Raw genomic sequence first — 16,980 nt, forward strand, 5'->3', positions numbered from 1 at the left:
CCGCGACCCTACCGGGGACGCCCTGCCCGGACAGCACCTGGCCCGGACGGGGCACCTACCCCGGACGCTCCGGCTCCCGGGCCCGGGCGGCCCTGAGCCGTTCGTACGCGGCCCGACTGTCCGGTGTCCACGTCCACCCGGTCCGCTCGGTCTGCTCGGTCTGTTCGGTCTGTTCGGTTCCCTTGTTCAGGCGCCGCTCCAGCTCCGCCTCGGTCAGGAAGGCGTGCCAGGCCACCTCCTCGGCCTGGGGACGTACGGGCAGGTCGCAGCGGACCTCGTACACCGCGGACCACCAGCTCCGGCCGGCGCCGTCGTCGTACAGGAACTTGAAGAGGTACTCGGGGCGCGGCAGCCCGGACACGCCCAGTTCCTCCTCGGCCTCACGCAGGGCCGCCTCGTCGTAGCTCTCCCCGGCGCCCACGACCCCGCCGACGAACATGTCGTACAGGGAGGGGAAGACCAGCTTGGTCGCGGTGCGGCGGTGCACGAAGATCCGGCCCTCGGCGTCCCTGACCAGGACGAACGCGCAACGGTGCCGCAGTTTCCGGGCGTAGGCCTCCCCGCGCGGGGACCGGCCGGTCACCCGGTCGTCCTCGTCCACGATGTCGAGGATCTCGTCGGCGGCCCGCGCAGGCCCGTCAGCGGCACTCATGACACCCATCCAAACACCGTTCCTGAAGACTGAGCAGGAGCGAGCCCACTCGGTCGCACGCCCCGAACGGTCTTGGGCGCACTGGTCCCCGGCGTACTCGACCCCGGGGCGGCGACACGCATCCTGTGCGTGGTCCGGGCCCGGGAGGCCGGTTCCCTCACGACCTGGCCATATGGGTGTGGCCAGAGGCGACGGGGAGGCCCCGAACCATCACTCCGGTGGAGCGGGGGCCCCGCACGCTGACGCCACACCCGGCGTCCCAGATCGCACGCTCACGCTAGCCCAGTCGGCCCAGGGCACCACAAGCTCACGAACGAACCATCACACGATCGAGCTAACGCGACCTCGTGCGCACTCCCCGGCGAGCAGTTACCCACCCCTCCAAGCAGGACCGGCCGTCCACGGCGGGTACGACATCCGGGAACCGCCGGCTCCGTCCCGCCGGAAGGACGTGGACCCGGCCACCGGAACCCAAGTGACCTGTCCGTGACGCTGGTTGACGCGTGTAATGACTCGGGCGCCCTTGACGTCAACTGTTGGCTGCCGGTTTGCTGTGCGTGATCAGTCCATGGCTATCGGCAGCCGACCACTGCCGTACCGACCGTGCGTCCGACATGGGCCGAGCCACAAGAAGAGCGCGTGAGGAAGTCCGCGGTGTCTCCACCCCCGCCTCCCCTCGGCCGTGCCCGCAGACGTGCGGCACAGGCCTTCGACGAGGCCCTCGACGACGAGGAGCTCGTCGCCGCGCGGGCCGCGCTGGCGCAAGGCCGGTGGCAGACCGCCCGCTCGCTGCTCGTCCGCACGGGGGACGACTGGGACCGCCGCGGACACCGGATCACCGCGCTCGCCCGGGAGTCCTCCAGCGCCGCCTGGGTCCGCGACTGGCTGCTCGCCGAGCCCGACTCCGAGGACGCGTCGGTCCTGCTCGCCCTGGCCCAGGTGAGGCGCGCCCTGCGCGGAAAGGAGAAGCCGGCCCAGGCGCGCGAGGCCTGCCGCCGGGCGGCCGCGGTGTCGCCCGCCGACCCCACGCCGTGGCTCGGTCTGCTGCTGCTGGAGCGCGCCCAGGGCGCCGAGGGCGACGTGGTGCGGATCTTCGAACAGGTCCGCACCCGGTACGCGGACCACCACCACGCCCACCACCTGGTGGTCGCCTGGCTCGCCGAACGCCGCGTGGAGACGGGCCCGGACCCGCTGCACGAGGTCTACGACTTCGCCAACTGGTCCGCCGAACAGGCACCCGCCGACTCCCCCCTGGCGATGCTGCCGGTCATCGCGCACGCCGAGCGCTACCGCGCACTCGCCGCCGCCGGCCACGAGCGCGCCGATCCGGCTGCCTCCGGCCACTGGGTGGGCCGCCGTGCCCGGCAGGTGATGAAGGCCGCCTTCGACTGGTGGCTGGAGTGGGAGCACGAAGGCCATCCGCGCCGTCTGATCGACCTGAACTTCCTCGCCCACGCCAAGGTCTGCGAGGGCCGGGGCGCCGAGGCCGCCGCCCTGTTCCACCGCATCGGCGACAAGGCCACCCCGGCCCCCTGGTCGTACCCCGACCGCGACCCGCTCACCGCCTTCCGCGCCGCACGGGCCACCGCCCTCGGCACCGGATGACCCCGCACGCGTCCGATCCAGCTCACCGCATCACGCCCGACACCCACTCCCGACCCAAGGACGGTCTTCCGATGACCACGGACAGTTCGAGCCCGAGCAGATCCGCAGCGGACGGCATCAGCACCTTCAAGGGGCAGGAGCGCGCCCTGCGCGCCGACCGCCTCGGCACGGGCGGTCTGCTGCTCTCCGTGCTCGCCGCGACCGCCCCGCTCATGGTGGTCGCAGGTGTCATGCCCACTACATTCGCGGTGATGGGCATCGTCGGCCAGCCCCTGCTCTTCGTGGTCCTCGGCACCGTGCTGGTGCTGTTCAGCCTCGGCTACGCCGAGATGAGCCGGCACGTCCACAACGCCGGCGCCTTCTACGCGTACATCTCCCGCGGCCTCGGCGGCACCGCCGGCGCGGGCGCCGCCATGGTCGCGCTGGTCGCCTACAACGCGCTCCAGGTCGGCATCTACGGCATCTTCGGCTTCGAGGTCTCCGGGCTCTTCGCCACCTACGCCGGCCTGGAGGTCGCCTGGTGGATACCGGCGCTCGCGGCCGCGGCCGCCGTTGGCGTGCTGGGCTGGCTGAAGATCGACGTCAACGCGCGCGTGCTCGGCGTCCTGCTGGTCATCGAGGTGCTCCTGGTCGTCGTCTTCGACGTCGCCGCCATCGCCGACCCCGGCAAGGAAGGGCTGTCCCTGCACGCCTTCAACCCGGACACCCTCACCGGTGCCGGCGTGGGCACCGCCCTGTGCTTCTGCATCGCCGCCTTCCTCGGCTTCGAGCAGGCCCCGGTCTACGCGGAGGAGACCAGCCGGCCGCACATCCTGGTGCCCCGCGTGATGTTCCTCGCGGTCACCGGCGTCGCCGTCTTCTTCGCGATCAGCAGCTGGGCGCTCACCGTGGCCACCGGCCCCGCCGACATCGTCGCCACCTCGCAGGAGCAGAGCGCGGGACTGCTCTTCCACCTGACCGAGGCCCGGCTCGGCGGCACCTTCACGGACGTCCTGCACGTCCTCTTCGTGACCGGCATGTTCGCCGCGCTGCTCAGCTTCCACAACGTCGTCGCCCGGTACGCCTTCGCCATGGGCCGCGAGGGCCTGCTGCCCGGCGCCTTCGGCCGCACCACCGGCACCAGCGGCGCCCCCGGCACCGGTTCGCTGCTCCAGACGGGCATCGCCGTGGTGCTCGTCCTCGCCTTCGCCCTCACCGACGACAAGCCGATCGGCGACCCGACCGCGCCGGTCCTGCACCTGTTCACCTGGGGCGGCAACATCGGCGCCCTCGGCGTGATCGTGCTGATGGCGATCGCCTCGCTGTCCGTCGTCGTCTTCTTCGTCCGCCGCGGGGCCGCCGGCGCCCAGGCCTGGCGGCTGGTCACCTCGGCGCTGGCGGGCCTCGCCCTGGTCGTGATCGCCGGCTACACCGTCAAGGACTTCGACGTGCTCGTCGGCGCCGGCCCCGGCTCCGCGCTGAGCCGGCTGCTGCCCGGCATCATCGGGCTGGCCCTCGTCGCCGGCCTGGTCCAGGGCCTGGTCCTGCGCGCCCGCGCCCCCGAGGTCCACGCCCGCATCGGGCTCGGCAACGAGGCGTTCCAACTGGACAAGGAGGCCGAGCGCGACGCGTAGGCCCGGCCCTTCCGAAAACGGCCTCGGCCGCGGTACCGCACATGCGGTACCGCGGCCGAGGCCGTGTCCGAAGGGCCGACCGGTCGCCTATATGACCAGCGACAGGAGCAGCACCAGAGCACCGGCGACCACCGAGATGATCGTCTCCATGATCGACCAGGTCTTGATGGTCTGGCCCACGTCCAGCCCGAAGTACTCCTTCACCAGCCAGAAACCGGCGTCGTTGACATGGCTGAAGAAGACCGAACCGGCACCGATGGCGAGCACCAGCAGAGCGGCGTGCGTGGTCGACATGTCGGCCGCGAGCGGCGCCACCAGACCGGCCGCCGAGATGGTCGCGACGGTCGCCGAACCGGTCGCCAGCCGGATCGCCACCGCGATCAGCCAGCCGAGCAGCAGGGCCGGGATCGCCCAGTCCGCGGAGATGTCGAGGATCATCTGACCCATGCCCGAGTCGATCAGCGTCTGCTTGAAGCCGCCGCCCGCGCCGACGATCAGCAGGATGCCGGCGATCGGGGCGAGGCCCTTCTCGACCAGCTGCGAGATCCGGCTCTTGTCGTATCCGGCGGGCAGGACCAGCGTGAAGATGCCGACGAGCACGGACGCGAGCAGGGCGATCATCGGGGAGCCGGCGACGTCGAAGACCCGCTGGACGTTGTTCTCGGGGTCGTCGATGACGATGTCGACCAGTGCCTTGGCCAGCATCAGCACGACCGGCAGCAGGATGGTGAACAGCGTCGGGCCGAACCCGGGGCGCTTCTCCAGGTCCTCGGAGGCGCGCTGCGGGATCATCCGCTCGGGGGCCGGGACGTCCACCCAGCGGGCGGCGTACTTGGAGAAGAGCGGACCGGCGATGATCACCGTCGGGATGGCGACGAGCACACCCAGCGCGAGCGTCACGCCGAGGTTGGCGTCGAGCGCGTCGATCGCGACCAGCGGGCCGGGGTGCGGCGGCACCAGGCCGTGCATCACGGACAGACCGGCGAGCGCCGGGATGCCGATCCGCATCAGGGAGTAGTTGCCGCGCTTGGCGACCATCAGCACGACCGGGATCAGCAGGACGACGCCGACCTCGAAGAACAGCGGCAGACCGATCACCGAGGCGATCAGCACCATCGCCCAGGGCATGGTGCGGCCGTTGGCCCTGGCGAGGATGGTGTCGACGATCGTGTCGCCGCCGCCGGAGTCCGCGAGCATCTTGCCGAGGATCGCCCCGAGGGCGATGAGCACGCCGACACCGGCGACGGTGGAACCGAGTCCGGCGCTGAAACTGGCGATGACCTTGTCCAGCGGTGCCCCGGCGAACGCGCCGAGGGCCAGCGAACCGATCGTCAGGGCCAGGAAGGCGTGCAGCTTGAAGCGGGTGATGAGCAGGACGATGACGGCGATACCCGCCAGGACGGCGATGCCCAGCTGGGTGTGGCCGGCCGAGGTGATCGCCTCGGGTGCGTCCGCTGCCAGCATCTCGACTCTGAGTCTGGTCACGGTGAATCCCTTGTGAGTACGGGGAGAACCCCTGGGAGTACGGGGGAACTACGGGGAACCGGGGCGTGGGGGAACCTCGGGGTGTATGGGGTCCCCGGGGGAGCGGGGACCGGTGGAGACGGCTCAGGGCGGGGACCCGTGAGCCGGCTCGGGGCAGGCCCGGAGAGGGCCTGCGGCAGGGGAACTACGGGGCCGGCTCGGCGAGGGCCGACAGGGCGGTGACCGCCTGTTCGGCGATCTCCTCCGGGCTGCCCGACACGTCGACGGCGACCCCGAACTCGTCCTCGCCCAGCGGTTGGAGCGTGGCGAACTGGGAGTCGAGCAGGGCCGTGGGCATGAAGTGCCCCTCGCGGTGCGACATCCGGTCCTCGATGAGCGCGCGGTCACCGGTGAGATGCACGAAGACCACACCGGGCGCGGCCGCCCGCAGCCGGTCGCGGTACGACCGCTTCAGCGCCGAGCAGCTGACCACCCCGCCGAGACCGGACCGCCCGTGCGCCCAGTCACCGATCGCGTCCAGCCAGGGCAGCCGGTCCTCGTCGGTGAGCGGGGTGCCGGCCGACATCTTGACGATGTTGGATTCCGGGTGGAAGTCGTCGGCCTCGGCGTACGGGACGTCGAACCGGGTCGCGAGCAGGGGACCGATGGTGGTCTTGCCGGTGCCCGCGACACCCATGACCACTACGACATGGGGGGTGTTCATCGCTGCCTCACAGTCTGTTGTCGCCCTCGACAACCTGATGTCGACCGCAACTGAAACCTATAGGTAAGACAATTTCAAGACTGTGTGACGAATAAGTCTGACCTTTTGCTTCCGTGATCCGCCCCGTACTCTGTGTGGATGAGCACCATGGGCCGGGGTCTGCACGGCCGCGTACTGGACACCCTCGGCCCCGAGATCACCGGAGGCGAGTACCCGCCCGGCAGCGTTCTGCGTACAGACGAGCTCGCGCAGCGTTTCGACGTGTCACGTTCCGTGATGCGTGAGGTCGTGCGCGTCCTGGAGTCCATGCACCTCGTCGAGTCCCGGCGCCGCGTCGGTGTGACGGTCCTCCCGACCCGCGAGTGGAACGTCTACGACCCCCAGGTCATCCGCTGGCGACTGGCCGGCGCGGACCGGCCCCGGCAGCTGCGCTCGCTCACGGTGCTGCGCTCGGCCGTCGAGCCGGTCGCGGCCGGGCTCGCCGCCCGCAACGCCACCGCCGAGCAGTGCGCCGAACTCACCGAGTGCGCTCTCGGCATGGTCGCCAACTCACGCGGACAGCGGCTGGAGGGATACCTCTTCCACGACATCGCCTTCCACCGGGTGATCCTCACCGCGTCCGGCAACGACATGTTCGCGCGCCTCGGTGACGTCGTCGCGGAGGTCCTCACCGGCCGTACCCGCCACGACGTGATGTTCGACGATCCCGACCCGGCCGCGGTCACCCTGCACGTCCAGGTCGCCGAAGCGGTCCGCGAGCGCGACGCCGCCCGCGCGGAGCACCTGACCCGCGAGATCACCGTGGGGGCGCTCCAGGAACTCGACATCCTGGCACCCTGAGGGCGCCGTCAGTCGAGGAAGTCCCCTCAGTCGAGGAAGTCCCCGTCGACGTACACCCACGCCCCGTCCACCCGCTCGAAGCGGCTGCGCTCGTGCAGTGAGCCGCCCCGGTGGGACGCCCGGAAGGTCACCGTCCCGGTGGTGTGGAAGGCGGAGCCGCCGGTCGTGTCCAGGATCTCCAGCCCGGTCCACCGCATCCCGGGATCGAGGTCGACCCGCTCCGGCCGCGTCCGCGGATGCCACGTGCGCAGCAGGTAACCGGCGTCCAGCCGCACGAAGGCGCAGTACCGCGACCGCATGAGCCGCTCGGCGGTCGGCGCGACGGCCGTCCCCGCGTGGAAGCGGCCGCAGCACGCCTCGTAGGTCTCGGGGAGTCCGCAGGGGCAGGAACGCGTGGTCATGTCGGCCATTCTGCCCGGTCCGTTCCGAGTCTTGACGGCGGCCCGTGAGGTGGTGCGGGACCGAGCTCCTGGGACGCACTGTCCCCGCCTGCCCGTCGGATGGTGGCTGGCGGTTGCATCCGCACGAACAGCTCTGTGTCTCATGCGGAGCTGACGTGGAACTGGCTGGTGCGGTGGGGACGTTGATGGTTCGGAGGGGACAGAGTGGTCTGTGATTCTGGACAGGCGGATGGCGGAGTGACGATCGCCGTGTTGCCGGATCATTGATACGAGAGGGTGGGAAACGGTCGATTTTCATGGCCTCGGGGAACGCGGGGGAGACCTCGCGGCAGAAGACTGCGGACATCATGAGGAGGAAGGTAGGCCGGTCGGTGATGCCTGCGGCGCGGCATTGTCGATGGTGACGTGACTTTCACCGAGGTCGGCTCCATGGGCCTCCGCGTCCGTCATGGCGACCACGACCCGTACCTGCCGACGAGTCGGCTCGGCGCGAGTATCGCCGCTTGATGACGCGCATGACCTGCGTCACCGTCGTGATCGCGGCTACCCCACAGGGTGGACACGACCGTCGTGGCCGGCCGCTCAGGCGCGGACCTTGGCGTGCCTGAGCGGGTGGATCACCGCGGTGAGTCTCAAACAGCCCGTAGCCATTGATCGAGGACTGCGAAGTCTTCGTCGGTGAGGCCTCGGGACGACGCGACGGGGTGGAGGAGAGCCGGGGCGGGATGGTGAGTGGATACCCAGTCCCGATCGGCGTCGGTGATCTCGTCGTCGACCCAGACGAACGGACGTCCGTCCGCCCATGCCACCAGGGCTCGGGTCTTCCAGTGGAGCCCGAACCACTGGTCCTCGTGCGCGTCGGAGGGTTCCGGCCAGTTCACGACCGGCAGTTGCGGTAGGCCGAGCCGTGGTGCTAGCTCGGTGTTCGCCTCCTCCTCCCAGGTTGTGGCCCAGACCAGTTCGCACGGCAGCGCCGCGAGCCGAGGACCGACACGTGGGTCGAGCCGTGCCAGGTGCGAATCTGACGCGGTGCCCGATGGCTCGCACTGCGGGCCGTCGCCGAACGGCAGGAGAGGTCCGTCGACGTCCAGGAACAGCAGCGGGCGTTCTTCGCGCTCACTCATGCCACGGTGTCCTGCTCATGCTCGACCGGATGGATGCCGTCGGCCCGCACGTACACGCGTCGGATGAGGCCGGGGCCTGGTTCTGGGAGGCGGTGTGGTCGTCCTGCCACTGCTCGGTCAGCCGGGTCACGGTCGCCGCTGAGAGCTCGGCGGCCGAGCCGGGTAACTGCTCCATGGCGGGCGCGAAGCCGCCGGAGGACCGGCCGGGCAGGTAGAGCAGGGGCAGGACCTTGCTGATCTCCAGGTACTTCCGGCACCAGGAGGTGAGGATCTTCGACGAGGAACCGCTTGCGCTCGCCCGTCACGCCGTCACCGCGATCGACCCGGCGACGGTGGAGGTGCTGGAAGGTACGGACTCTGCTGCGCAATTCGGCTGGGTGTCGGTTCCGGCTTCACCGGCGCGTGAGCACGCGGAACTCGTTGCCGTCGGGGTCGGCCAGCAGCACCGCGCCGTCCCCTCCACGGGCGGATTCGAGACGCTGCGCCCCGAGGGAGAGCAGGCGCTCGACCTCCGCTTGCTGATCGCCGTCCGGGGCGAGGTCCAAGTGCAGGTCCTTGCCGGGGTCCGGCATCAGCGGCGGACCGCCCCACGTGATCTTCGTACCGCCGTTCGGTGACTGGACGGCGGTCTCCTCGCCCTGGTCCCAGACCAGCGGCCAGCCCAGCGCCTCGCTCCAGAAGTAGCCCACGGCCTGCGAACCATCGCAGGCGAGCGCTCCGATGAGACCGCAGCCGGCCAGGAAATCGTTGTGCGGCTCGAGGACACAGAACTCGTTGCCCTCGGGGTCGGTGAGCACCACATGGGACGCGTCCGGTCCCTGGCCGACGTCGGCGTGCTGCGCGCCGAGGTCGAGCGCTCTGGCCACGGTCTCCTGCTGGTTCTCCAGGGAGGAGCTGGTCAGGTCGAAGTGCAGCCGGTTCTGGGCGACCTTCTGCGCCTGGGAGGGACGGAAGCCGAGGCGGTAGCCGGCGTCATTCCCGGACAGCAGGGCGACGCCGTCGTAAGGATCGTCGGCTCTCTCCAAGCCCAGGACGCCGGACCAGAAATGCGCCAGGCGCTCGGGCTGGTGAGCGTCGAAGAAGACTGCGAAGAGTCGGCTGCTCATTGCGCCACGCATCCTCGGTCCGCTGAGTGCCAGCTGTCGGCAGGGCGCCATGTCAGCGCCTCGAACGAGGATCCTCATTCGCATCACCCGAGGACCCCGCGCATGACCTGTCGGTCGGTCGGGCAATGAAGAAGGGCCCTTGGGGATCAAAGGCCCTTCGTTCCTGCTGGTGTCCGAGGGGGGACTTGAACCCCCACGCCCGATAAAGGGCACTAGCACCTCAAGCTAGCGCGTCTGCCATTCCGCCACCCGGACAAGGTGTCTGACGCGCGGGTTTCCCCCGCTGCGACGACGTAAACATTACCAGGCTTTCCGGGGTGGCCGATCACCCCGGTGGGTGCGTTGCCGGGCCTGCTCCGTCCCGGCGTGAACGCCGTGCGACGGGCCGGGTCCGGTCTTGGGGCGGATGCGTTCTGGGGAGAGGATGAGGGGGACCCACCAGCAGTGACAGCGGGAGGAACCACGTGAGCGTGACGGACACGGCCAAGGGCGTCACCGGTGAGGACGAGGTCGTGGACCTCTGCCGCGACCTGATCCGGATCGACACCAGCAACTACGGCGACCACTCGGGCCCCGGCGAGCGCAAGGCGGCCGAGTACGTCGCCGAGAAGCTCGCCGAGGTGGGCCTGGAACCGCAGATCTTCGAGTCCCACAAGGGCAGGGCCTCCACCGTGGCGCGGATCGAGGGGGAGGACCCCTCGCGGCCCGCGCTGCTGATCCACGGGCACACCGACGTCGTACCGGCCAACGCGGCGGACTGGACCCACCACCCCTTCTCCGGCGAGATCGCCGACGGCTGCGTGTGGGGGCGTGGCGCCGTCGACATGAAGGACATGGACGCGATGACGCTGGCCGTCGTCCGCGACCGCATGCGCAGCGGACGCAAGCCCCCGCGCGACGTCGTCCTCGCCTTCCTCGCCGACGAGGAGGCCGGCGGCACCTACGGCGCCAAACATCTGGTCCACAAGCACCCCGAGCTGTTCGAGGGCGTCACCGAGGCGATCGGCGAGGTCGGCGGGTTCTCCTTCACCGTCAACGAGAAGCTGCGCCTCTACCTCGTCGAGACCGCCGAGAAGGGCATGCACTGGATGCGGCTCACCGTCGACGGCACGGCGGGCCATGGCTCGATGACCAACGACGACAACGCGATCACCGAACTCAGCGAGGCGGTGGCCCGGCTCGGCCGGCACACGTGGCCGGTACGGGTCACCAAGACCGTACGGGCCTTCCTGGACGAGCTCTCCGACGCGCTCGGCACCGAGCTCGACCCGGAGAACATGGAGGAGACCCTCCCCAAGCTCGGCGGCATCGCCCGCATGATCGGCACCACGCTGCGCAACTCGGCGGCGCCCACCATGCTCGGCGCCGGCTACAAGGTCAACGTCATCCCCGGCCAGGCCACCGCCCATGTCGACGGCCGCTTCCTGCCCGGGTACGAGGAGGAGTTCCTGGCCGACCTGGACCGCATCCTCGGCCCGCGGGTGAGGCGGGAGGACGTGCACGCCGACAAGGCGCTGGAGACCGACTTCGACGGCCGGCTGGTCGACGCCATGCAGCTGGCGCTCGGCGCCGAGGACCCGATCGCGCGGGCGGTGCCGTACATGCTCTCCGGCGGCACCGACGCCAAGTCCTTCGACGACCTCGGTATCCGCTGCTTCGGCTTCGCCCCGCTGAAGCTGCCGCCGGAGCTGGACTTCGCCGGCATGTTCCACGGGGTCGACGAGCGGGTGCCGGTGGACGGACTGAAGTTCGGGGTGCGGGTGCTCGACCGGTTCCTGGACGCCTCCTGAGGTAATTCGACGGTTCCGATAATCGTGCAGACGTGCGGAGTTGACCGGGAAGAGTGAATGCGACGATAAGCTCGTAGCCTCATTACTCCTTCCTCGTTACCCATGATGTGATCCGCGACTTGGGATCGCATTGCCAACGAGGAGGAATAATGATCAAGAAGGTCGTCGCTGTCGCCGCCGCCACCGGTGGACTGGTTCTCGCGGGTGCGGGCATGGCCGCCGCCGATTCCGGTGCCCAGGGTGCCGCCACGCACTCCTCGGGCGTCCTCTCGGGCAACGTCGTCCAGGCCCCGGTGCACGTCCCGGTGAACGTCTGCGGCAACACGGTCTCCGTGATCGGGCTGCTGAACCCCGCCGTCGGCAACGTCTGCGTCAACCAGTGACGTTGTGCCTCGCCCCTTAGGGCAAGCACTTTCCAGGGTTTGAGCTCGTCGGCCCCGGAGCGCGCGCCATGCGCTCCGGGGCCGACCGGTCTCGCAGAACGTCGCAATACCGGGAATCCGACGGACGGAATTCCCGGCACAAGGTCGAAGGCAGGGATTTCAGCTATGCGACAGGTCACCCGCAAGGGCCTGATGACCGTGGCCGCCGCCACCGGCGTGATCGCCGCCGCGGGCGGGGTCGCCCACGCCGACTCCGGCGCGCAGGGTGCCGCCGCGGGTTCGCCCGGCGTGCTCTCCGGGAACACGGTGCAGGCGCCGGTGCACGTGCCGGTGAACGTCTGCGGCAACACCGTCGACGTCGTCGGTGTCCTCAACCCGTCCGTGGGCAACTCCTGCGCCAACCAGGGTGGTCCCACCTCGGCCGGCCACGGAGAGTCCGGCCACCACGGAGAGTCCGGCCAGCACCGTGACTCCGGCGGCCACCGGAGTCACGGTGGCCACGGTGGTGCGCACGCCGACGGACACACCGCCGGCTCGCCCGGTGTGCTCTCCGGCAACCAGATCCAGGCGCCGGTCCACATCCCGGTGAACGTCTGCGGCAACACCGTCGACGTCATCGGCGCCGGCAACGCCGCCACGGGCAACGACTGCACCAACGGCGCCCCGGACGCTCCGGACGCCCCGGCGGAGCCGCAGGAGCCCGGTGGCGAACCGAGCACGCCGTCCGCTCCGCGCGAGGAAACCCCGGCCGGCCCCGCGCAGGACAACCAGCCGGGCCCTCGGTCCGTCGCCGCGCCCCAGGCCGAGGCGCAGCTCGCCCGGACCGGCAGCGAGCTGCCGATGGGTCTCGCCCTGCCGGTCGGCGCGGGCGCGCTGCTCGCCGGAGCGGTCCTCTACCGCAAGGCACGGGCCGCCGCGTGACAGGGGTCACAGGGAGCGGGCCCCGCGACCGCGGGGCCCGCTCCCCGACCGATCTCACGGCTGTCGGCAGGTGGCCCGAGCTCACCAGGTCGCGCGTACCTGGCGGATGATCCGCCGCCGCAGCCGCACCTTGCGGCTGCCGTCGCGCAGCAGGCTCAGACGGTCCAACTCCCAGTGACCGTACTCTGCGTGGTCCGTCAGCAGACGTGCCGCCTCCTTGCGGGAAACCCCGCGCGGTACGTACACGTCGACAAATTCGTATTCCGGCATCGCATCTATTGTGCGTGCTGGGCCCCGGTACGGATAGCGTCTGCACTATGTCTGATGCTGCGCAGCCCACCGCTGCCGAGGTACGCGCCGCCGCCGAGGCGGTCAAGACCGCGCTCGACCGCCACCTGGCCGCGGTCGAGCGCCGGTCGGGTGAGGACGACCCGGCCGTCTACGAGGCGTTCAACGAGCTGGCCGTAGCCGCTGAGGCGTACGACGAACTGCTCTACGACCGCCACGACGAGGTGACGCCCTTCGAGATCCCCGGTGCGGAGGACGCCCTGCCGCCCTACACCGGACCGGAGGAGCCGAACGCGCTGAGCGTGCTGATCCGCCGCGACTACGCCGTCGTGGAGCCGCAGCGGCTGCTGGCGCACGCCCAGCGGATCGAGGCGGCGGACGACGAGGAGGGCTCGGACGCCTCGGACACCGTCCACGGCGCGCTCGGCGTCCTGTTCGGCGAGTTCGAGCCGGACGAGATCGCATCCCGGCACAAGGAGTTCGGCCTGGAGGAGGGGGACTCCACGCTCTGGGTGACGGCATCGGACGAACCGGCGGAGCCCGGTGAATGGCTGGCGGCCCCGTTCGAGCAGGTGGACCCGGCCCGGGTCGTGTGCCGCTTCGACGTCAGCGCGGTCTTCGACGAGGACCTGGACGACGACCTCGACGACGACAGGGACGACGGCCTCGAGGCCGGGCAGGTGCGGATTCCGGACGAGGACGAGGATCTGGAGCCCCTGGACGCGGATCGCTGAGCGGGCCCGGGCCCGGGTCCCGGACGCAGGGTGAGGGCGGTGGCACCGAGGGTGTCACCGCCCTCACCGTTGCGGGCGGCGGCAGTCAGCCGGCGGCTGCCGGAATCTGCGGCGCCAGCAGTACCGGGAGCCGGGTCGTCCGGGGCTTGGCCGCCACCTCCGCCACGGCGCGCGGCAGCGCCTGCTCCACACCGTGCACCACGGACAGATGGCGGTCCGCCCGGCTGAACGCGGTGTACACCCAGGGCCGGCTCAACGCCGGAACGGCATCGCCCGGCAGCACCACGACCACCGCGGGCCACCGGCACCCCGCGGCCTGGTGTGCGGTCAGCGCCCATCCGTGCCGTACGGACTGCTCCACGCGCTCCTGCGGCACCACGAGGGCCTCGCCCGCGCAGGACAGGTGCAGGCCGTCGGCGTCGGCCCGCACCACCCGGCCCGGCACCGTACGCCCCCGGGCGGGGGAGTAGGCGATCCGGTCGCCCGGGTCGAATCCGCCGAAGCGCCCCGGCCCCGGATTGAGCCGCTCCTTCAGCGCGGCGTTCAGCGCGCGCGTGCCCACCGCGCCCCCGTGCCCCGGGGTGATCACCTGCGTCTCCTCGGCCGGCACCCCGATCGCGCGCGGCACCGAGTCCACCACGAGCTGCACGGTCCGGTGCACGGCCTCGCCCGCGTCCCGCACCGGCACGATGACGACCTCCTTGCCGGGCGCCGCCACCTGGCTCAGCTCACCGGCGCCGATACCGGAGACCAGTTCGCCCAGAGGCCCCGGATCCGGCCGCCGGGAGGCGATCTGCGGGCAGACGCGCGCCGCCAGCAGATCGGCGAACACCCGTCCCGGCCCGACGGACCACAGCACCCCCGGATCCCCGGCCAGCACCAGCCGGGCACCGTCCGGCAGCGACTCCGTGACCAGCGCGGCCGCCTCGACGTCCAGCCGGGGAGCGTCCAGGACGACGAGCAGATCCAGCCGCAGCGCCCCGTCGGAGTCACGCCCCGGCCCCTCGGCACCGGACAGCAGCCCGGCGACGGTGGCGGTCCCGGGGCCCTCGGCTCCGGCTTCGTCGGCCGTCCCGGCACCCCCGGCCGCGGCAGCCTCCAGCAGGGCCGCGAACCGGGCGCGCCCGGCCGGATCGTGCGCGGCGGCCCAGGCGCGCAGCCCGAGACCGTGCGCCGCCCGCAGCAGGGCCGCCGGCTCGGCGAGGGACGCCTGCCCACCGGTGTGCAGGACGAGACCGTGGCCGGCGACCGCACGGATCAGCTCACCCCCGGAGCCGCCCGCCGCGGCGGCGGCCCGCTCCCACTCCGCGTCCGGACCGTCCTGCCGGGGAGCGGAGCCGACGAGCCGGGCCAGGCCGTCGGCGAGGCTCTCCTCGGCCATCGCGTACCGCTCCAGCCCCACGAGGACCCGGACGGGCCGCTCCCGGTCCGCTCCGTCCGCTTCCTCCGTACCGTCCTGGCCTTCCCCGGCTCCGGCACCGACCCGCTGCGGTGCGGGAGCGCCCGCCTCCGGCAGCGGGTCCTGGAAGACGAGGACGTCGCCGTCCGAGATCGCGTCCCGCACGGCCCCCTCGGAATCCGGCACTCCCTGTTGCTCGAGGGCGGCGGTCAGCACGGACATTTCCAGCGCGGTGTGCCCGGCCGCCGCGGCCTGCTCCAGCAGCCACCCGGTGACGGCCCGCACCCGCCGCGCGTCGTCCGGCCCGGCGGCGGAGCCGAGCAGCGCACGGGCGAACCCGTCCGCCTGCGGAGGCCGTACACCGGCCACTCGCAGCAGCTGCCACGGATCGGCGCGCAGGGCTTCCGCGGCCCCCTCGCCCAGCACTCCGGCGGTCTGTACGGCGAGCGTCTCGGGTGCCCCGCCCTGGGCCAGTACCGCGCGTACGGCCGCGACCACTTCGGTGGCGGGGGCCGCCTCGACGGTCACCGGCGGCGCCGGTCGCGCCGGTTCGGGAGCGGGTCGCCGCGGCGCGGGCGCCGCCTCCTCGAACACGGCGGTCACCGGCTGCTCGCCGCTCTCCACGGCCCGCACGGCGGCGAGCAGGTCGGCGGCCCGGCCGCTCAGCTTGGCGCCGGCCTCGATCGGCTCCCGCCGCTCCGCCTTCCGCCGCTCGATCCGCTCCCGCTCGGCCCGCTGCGCGAGCAACTCGGCCTCGCTCTCGGACACCTGCCGCCCCTCGGCCGCGTCCCCGCCTTCCTCGGCTGCGTCCCCGCTCTGCTCGGCCGGGCCTCCGCCCTGCTCGGCCGGGTCGGTCTCCGCCCCGGCCGGTTCGGTCCGAGCCGGCTCGTCCGGCGTCCCCGGCTCGACGTCCTCCGCGGTCTCGGACGGCTCCGTGCTCACAGCGTGCTCCAGTCGTGATCGGGATAGCGGTGCACGGGCGCCGACACGTCGTCGAGCGCCCGGCAGATCTCGTCAGGAAGAGTAAGCGCCTCCACTGACAGTGCCGCCGTGAGCTGCCGCGCGTTGCGCGCGCCGACGACGGGAGCGGCCACGCCCGGCCGGTCCCGCACCCACGCGAGGGCGACCTGGAGCGCGGTCACGGCGAGCCCGTCCGCCGCCGTGGTCACGGCGTCCACGATCCTGCTCGCCGTGTCGTCGAGGTACGGCGCGACGAACGGCGCCATGTGCTCGGAGGCGCCCCGCGAGTCCGGCGGCAGGGCGTCGTTCCGGTACTTGCCGGTCAGTACGCCCCGCCCGAGCGGCGAGGACGGCAGGATCCCGATCCCCGTGTCGACGGCCGCCGGCAGCACCTCCCGCTCCACACCCCGCTGGAGCAGCGAGTACTCCATCTGGGTACTCGCCAGCCGGGCCCGCACCCCCGGCGCGGCGAGCTGCCAGGTCGCCGCCTTGGCCAGCTGCCAGCCGCAGAAGTTGGACACCCCGGCATAGCGGGCACGCCCGCTGGCGACGGCGATGTCGAGGGCCTGGAGCGTCTCGTCCAGTGGGGTGGAGGGATCGTAGGCGTGGACGTGCCACACGTCGACGTGATCGGTGCCGAGACGGGCGAGCGAGGCGTCCAGGGCGGAGAGCAGATGACCGCGCGAACCGTCGAATCTGCGCTCCGGGTCCGGTACGCTCCCGGCCTTCGTCGAGATGACGAGGTCCCGGCGCGGCACCAGCCCGCCCATGAGCTGCCCGAGCAGGTACTCGGCCTCCCCGTCGCCGTACACGTCGGCGGTGTCGACGAGGGTCCCGCCCGCTTCCCAGAACGTCTTCAAGAGGTCCGCGGCGTCGTGCTCGTCGGTGTCCCGGCCCCAGGTCAGGGTCCCGAGACCGATACGGGACACGCGCAGGCCGGTACGGCCGAGATGCCTCTGCTCCATGAACGCCGAGA

The 16,980-nt window shown here is 71.6% G+C and carries 16 protein-coding genes, 1 tRNA gene and 1 pseudogene; 7 read left to right on the plus strand and 11 right to left on the minus strand.

Features of this window, described 5'->3' with window-relative positions:
* Positions 1–55: 55 nt before the first annotated feature.
* Complete coding sequence (locus tag PYS65_RS28975) at positions 56–652, minus strand: NUDIX domain-containing protein (protein ID WP_279336889.1); 597 nt, start codon at positions 650–652, stop codon at positions 56–58.
* Between the two features lie 654 nt (positions 653–1,306).
* On the opposite strand from PYS65_RS28975, the gene PYS65_RS28980 reads away from it, so the two are divergent.
* Together PYS65_RS28980 and PYS65_RS28985 are read left to right on the plus strand one after the other, a co-directional pair.
* A complete protein-coding gene (locus tag PYS65_RS28980; protein WP_279336890.1) occupies positions 1,307–2,257 on the plus strand; it encodes a hypothetical protein in 951 nt (316 codons plus the stop codon).
* A gap of 71 nt (positions 2,258–2,328) precedes the next feature.
* Complete coding sequence (locus tag PYS65_RS28985; protein ID WP_279336891.1) at positions 2,329–3,870, plus strand: APC family permease; 1,542 nt, start codon at positions 2,329–2,331, stop codon at positions 3,868–3,870.
* An 87-nt stretch (positions 3,871–3,957) separates the two neighbouring features.
* Here the strand turns inward: PYS65_RS28985 and PYS65_RS28990 are convergent, their stop codons facing one another.
* Positions 3,958–5,355 (minus strand): GntP family permease, encoded by a 1,398-nt coding sequence (locus tag PYS65_RS28990; protein WP_279336892.1) that lies wholly within the window; start codon positions 5,353–5,355, stop codon positions 3,958–3,960.
* Positions 5,356–5,539: 184 nt separating this feature from the next.
* Positions 5,540–6,058 (minus strand): gluconokinase, encoded by a 519-nt coding sequence (locus tag PYS65_RS28995; RefSeq protein WP_279336893.1) that lies wholly within the window; start codon positions 6,056–6,058, stop codon positions 5,540–5,542.
* A 138-nt stretch (positions 6,059–6,196) separates the two neighbouring features.
* Between PYS65_RS28995 and PYS65_RS29000 the strand changes: the two genes are divergently transcribed.
* Entirely contained in the window at positions 6,197–6,898 is a 702-nt protein-coding gene (locus tag PYS65_RS29000; RefSeq protein WP_279336894.1) for a FadR/GntR family transcriptional regulator, read from the plus strand.
* Positions 6,899–6,924: 26 nt separating this feature from the next.
* Here PYS65_RS29000 and PYS65_RS29005 read toward each other — a convergent pair whose 3' ends face one another.
* The 5 genes and pseudogenes from PYS65_RS29005 to PYS65_RS29025 all read right to left on the minus strand — a co-directional run bounded on the left by PYS65_RS29005 (position 6,925) and on the right by PYS65_RS29025 (position 9,784).
* The gene (locus PYS65_RS29005; protein WP_279336895.1) at positions 6,925–7,299 is read right to left on the minus strand and encodes a YchJ family protein; all 375 of its coding nucleotides are present in this window, start codon (positions 7,297–7,299) and stop codon (positions 6,925–6,927) included.
* Between the two features lie 632 nt (positions 7,300–7,931).
* Positions 7,932–8,423: an HAD domain-containing protein gene (locus PYS65_RS29010; RefSeq protein ID WP_279336896.1), complete on the minus strand. Its 492-nt coding sequence runs from the start codon at positions 8,421–8,423 to the stop codon at positions 7,932–7,934.
* A 29-nt stretch (positions 8,424–8,452) separates the two neighbouring features.
* A pseudogene (locus PYS65_RS35290) lies at positions 8,453–8,740 on the minus strand (IS256 family transposase); the annotation flags it as partial.
* Positions 8,741–8,815: 75 nt separating this feature from the next.
* On the minus strand, positions 8,816–9,529 hold the full coding sequence (locus tag PYS65_RS29020; protein WP_279336898.1) for a VOC family protein: 714 nt from the start codon (positions 9,527–9,529) through the stop codon (positions 8,816–8,818).
* A 167-nt stretch (positions 9,530–9,696) separates the two neighbouring features.
* Positions 9,697–9,784, minus strand: a tRNA-Leu gene (locus PYS65_RS29025).
* A 209-nt stretch (positions 9,785–9,993) separates the two neighbouring features.
* Here PYS65_RS29025 and PYS65_RS29030 point away from each other — a divergent pair.
* From PYS65_RS29030 to PYS65_RS29040, 3 genes are all read left to right on the plus strand, one after another.
* Positions 9,994–11,319: a M20/M25/M40 family metallo-hydrolase gene (locus PYS65_RS29030; protein WP_279336899.1), complete on the plus strand. Its 1,326-nt coding sequence runs from the start codon at positions 9,994–9,996 to the stop codon at positions 11,317–11,319.
* A 149-nt stretch (positions 11,320–11,468) separates the two neighbouring features.
* Positions 11,469–11,702, plus strand: coding sequence for a chaplin ChpH (gene chpH / locus PYS65_RS29035; protein ID WP_279336900.1), 234 nt, complete (start codon positions 11,469–11,471; stop codon positions 11,700–11,702).
* 165 nt (positions 11,703–11,867) lie between these two features.
* Positions 11,868–12,623 (plus strand): chaplin, encoded by a 756-nt coding sequence (locus tag PYS65_RS29040; protein WP_279336901.1) that lies wholly within the window; start codon positions 11,868–11,870, stop codon positions 12,621–12,623.
* A gap of 81 nt (positions 12,624–12,704) precedes the next feature.
* Here the strand turns inward: PYS65_RS29040 and PYS65_RS29045 are convergent, their stop codons facing one another.
* Positions 12,705–12,893 (minus strand): DUF5703 family protein, encoded by a 189-nt coding sequence (locus tag PYS65_RS29045; protein ID WP_020276814.1) that lies wholly within the window; start codon positions 12,891–12,893, stop codon positions 12,705–12,707.
* Between the two features lie 47 nt (positions 12,894–12,940).
* Here PYS65_RS29045 and PYS65_RS29050 point away from each other — a divergent pair, with 47 nt between their 5' ends.
* The gene (locus tag PYS65_RS29050) at positions 12,941–13,645 is read left to right on the plus strand and encodes a hypothetical protein (RefSeq protein ID WP_279336902.1); all 705 of its coding nucleotides are present in this window, start codon (positions 12,941–12,943) and stop codon (positions 13,643–13,645) included.
* An 85-nt stretch (positions 13,646–13,730) separates the two neighbouring features.
* Here the strand turns inward: PYS65_RS29050 and PYS65_RS29055 are convergent, their stop codons facing one another.
* On the minus strand, positions 13,731–15,986 hold the full coding sequence (locus PYS65_RS29055) for a helix-hairpin-helix domain-containing protein (protein WP_279336903.1): 2,256 nt from the start codon (positions 15,984–15,986) through the stop codon (positions 13,731–13,733).
* The gene (locus tag PYS65_RS29060; RefSeq protein ID WP_279336904.1) at positions 15,983–16,969 is read right to left on the minus strand and encodes an aldo/keto reductase; all 987 of its coding nucleotides are present in this window, start codon (positions 16,967–16,969) and stop codon (positions 15,983–15,985) included. Before PYS65_RS29060 ends, PYS65_RS29055 begins: the two co-directional genes overlap by 4 nt.
* Positions 16,970–16,980 lie beyond the last annotated feature (11 nt).

Origin of the sequence: Streptomyces cathayae, from assembly GCF_029760955.1 — a bacterium.
Classification (GTDB): domain Bacteria; phylum Actinomycetota; class Actinomycetes; order Streptomycetales; family Streptomycetaceae; genus Streptomyces; species Streptomyces cathayae.

What these genes read in the sequence shown, in the direction of transcription:
- PYS65_RS29000 (WP_279336894.1), top strand. Translation starts at nt 6,197, where the DNA reads ATGAGCACCATGGGCCGGGGTCTGCACGGCCGCGTACTGGACACCCTC.
- PYS65_RS29060 (WP_279336904.1), bottom strand. Translation starts at nt 16,969, where the DNA reads ATGGAGCAGAGGCATCTCGGCCGTACCGGCCTGCGCGTGTCCCGTATC.
- PYS65_RS28985 (WP_279336891.1), top strand. Translation starts at nt 2,329, where the DNA reads ATGACCACGGACAGTTCGAGCCCGAGCAGATCCGCAGCGGACGGCATC.
- PYS65_RS29010 (WP_279336896.1), bottom strand. Translation starts at nt 8,423, where the DNA reads ATGAGTGAGCGCGAAGAACGCCCGCTGCTGTTCCTGGACGTCGACGGA.
- PYS65_RS29040 (WP_279336901.1), top strand. Translation starts at nt 11,868, where the DNA reads ATGCGACAGGTCACCCGCAAGGGCCTGATGACCGTGGCCGCCGCCACC.
- PYS65_RS28995 (WP_279336893.1), bottom strand. Translation starts at nt 6,058, where the DNA reads ATGAACACCCCCCATGTCGTAGTGGTCATGGGTGTCGCGGGCACCGGC.
- PYS65_RS29020 (WP_279336898.1), bottom strand. Translation starts at nt 9,529, where the DNA reads ATGAGCAGCCGACTCTTCGCAGTCTTCTTCGACGCTCACCAGCCCGAG.
- PYS65_RS28975 (WP_279336889.1), bottom strand. Translation starts at nt 652, where the DNA reads ATGAGTGCCGCTGACGGGCCTGCGCGGGCCGCCGACGAGATCCTCGAC.
- chpH (WP_279336900.1), top strand. Translation starts at nt 11,469, where the DNA reads ATGATCAAGAAGGTCGTCGCTGTCGCCGCCGCCACCGGTGGACTGGTT.
- PYS65_RS29045 (WP_020276814.1), bottom strand. Translation starts at nt 12,893, where the DNA reads ATGCCGGAATACGAATTTGTCGACGTGTACGTACCGCGCGGGGTTTCC.
- PYS65_RS29005 (WP_279336895.1), bottom strand. Translation starts at nt 7,299, where the DNA reads ATGACCACGCGTTCCTGCCCCTGCGGACTCCCCGAGACCTACGAGGCG.
- PYS65_RS29050 (WP_279336902.1), top strand. Translation starts at nt 12,941, where the DNA reads ATGTCTGATGCTGCGCAGCCCACCGCTGCCGAGGTACGCGCCGCCGCC.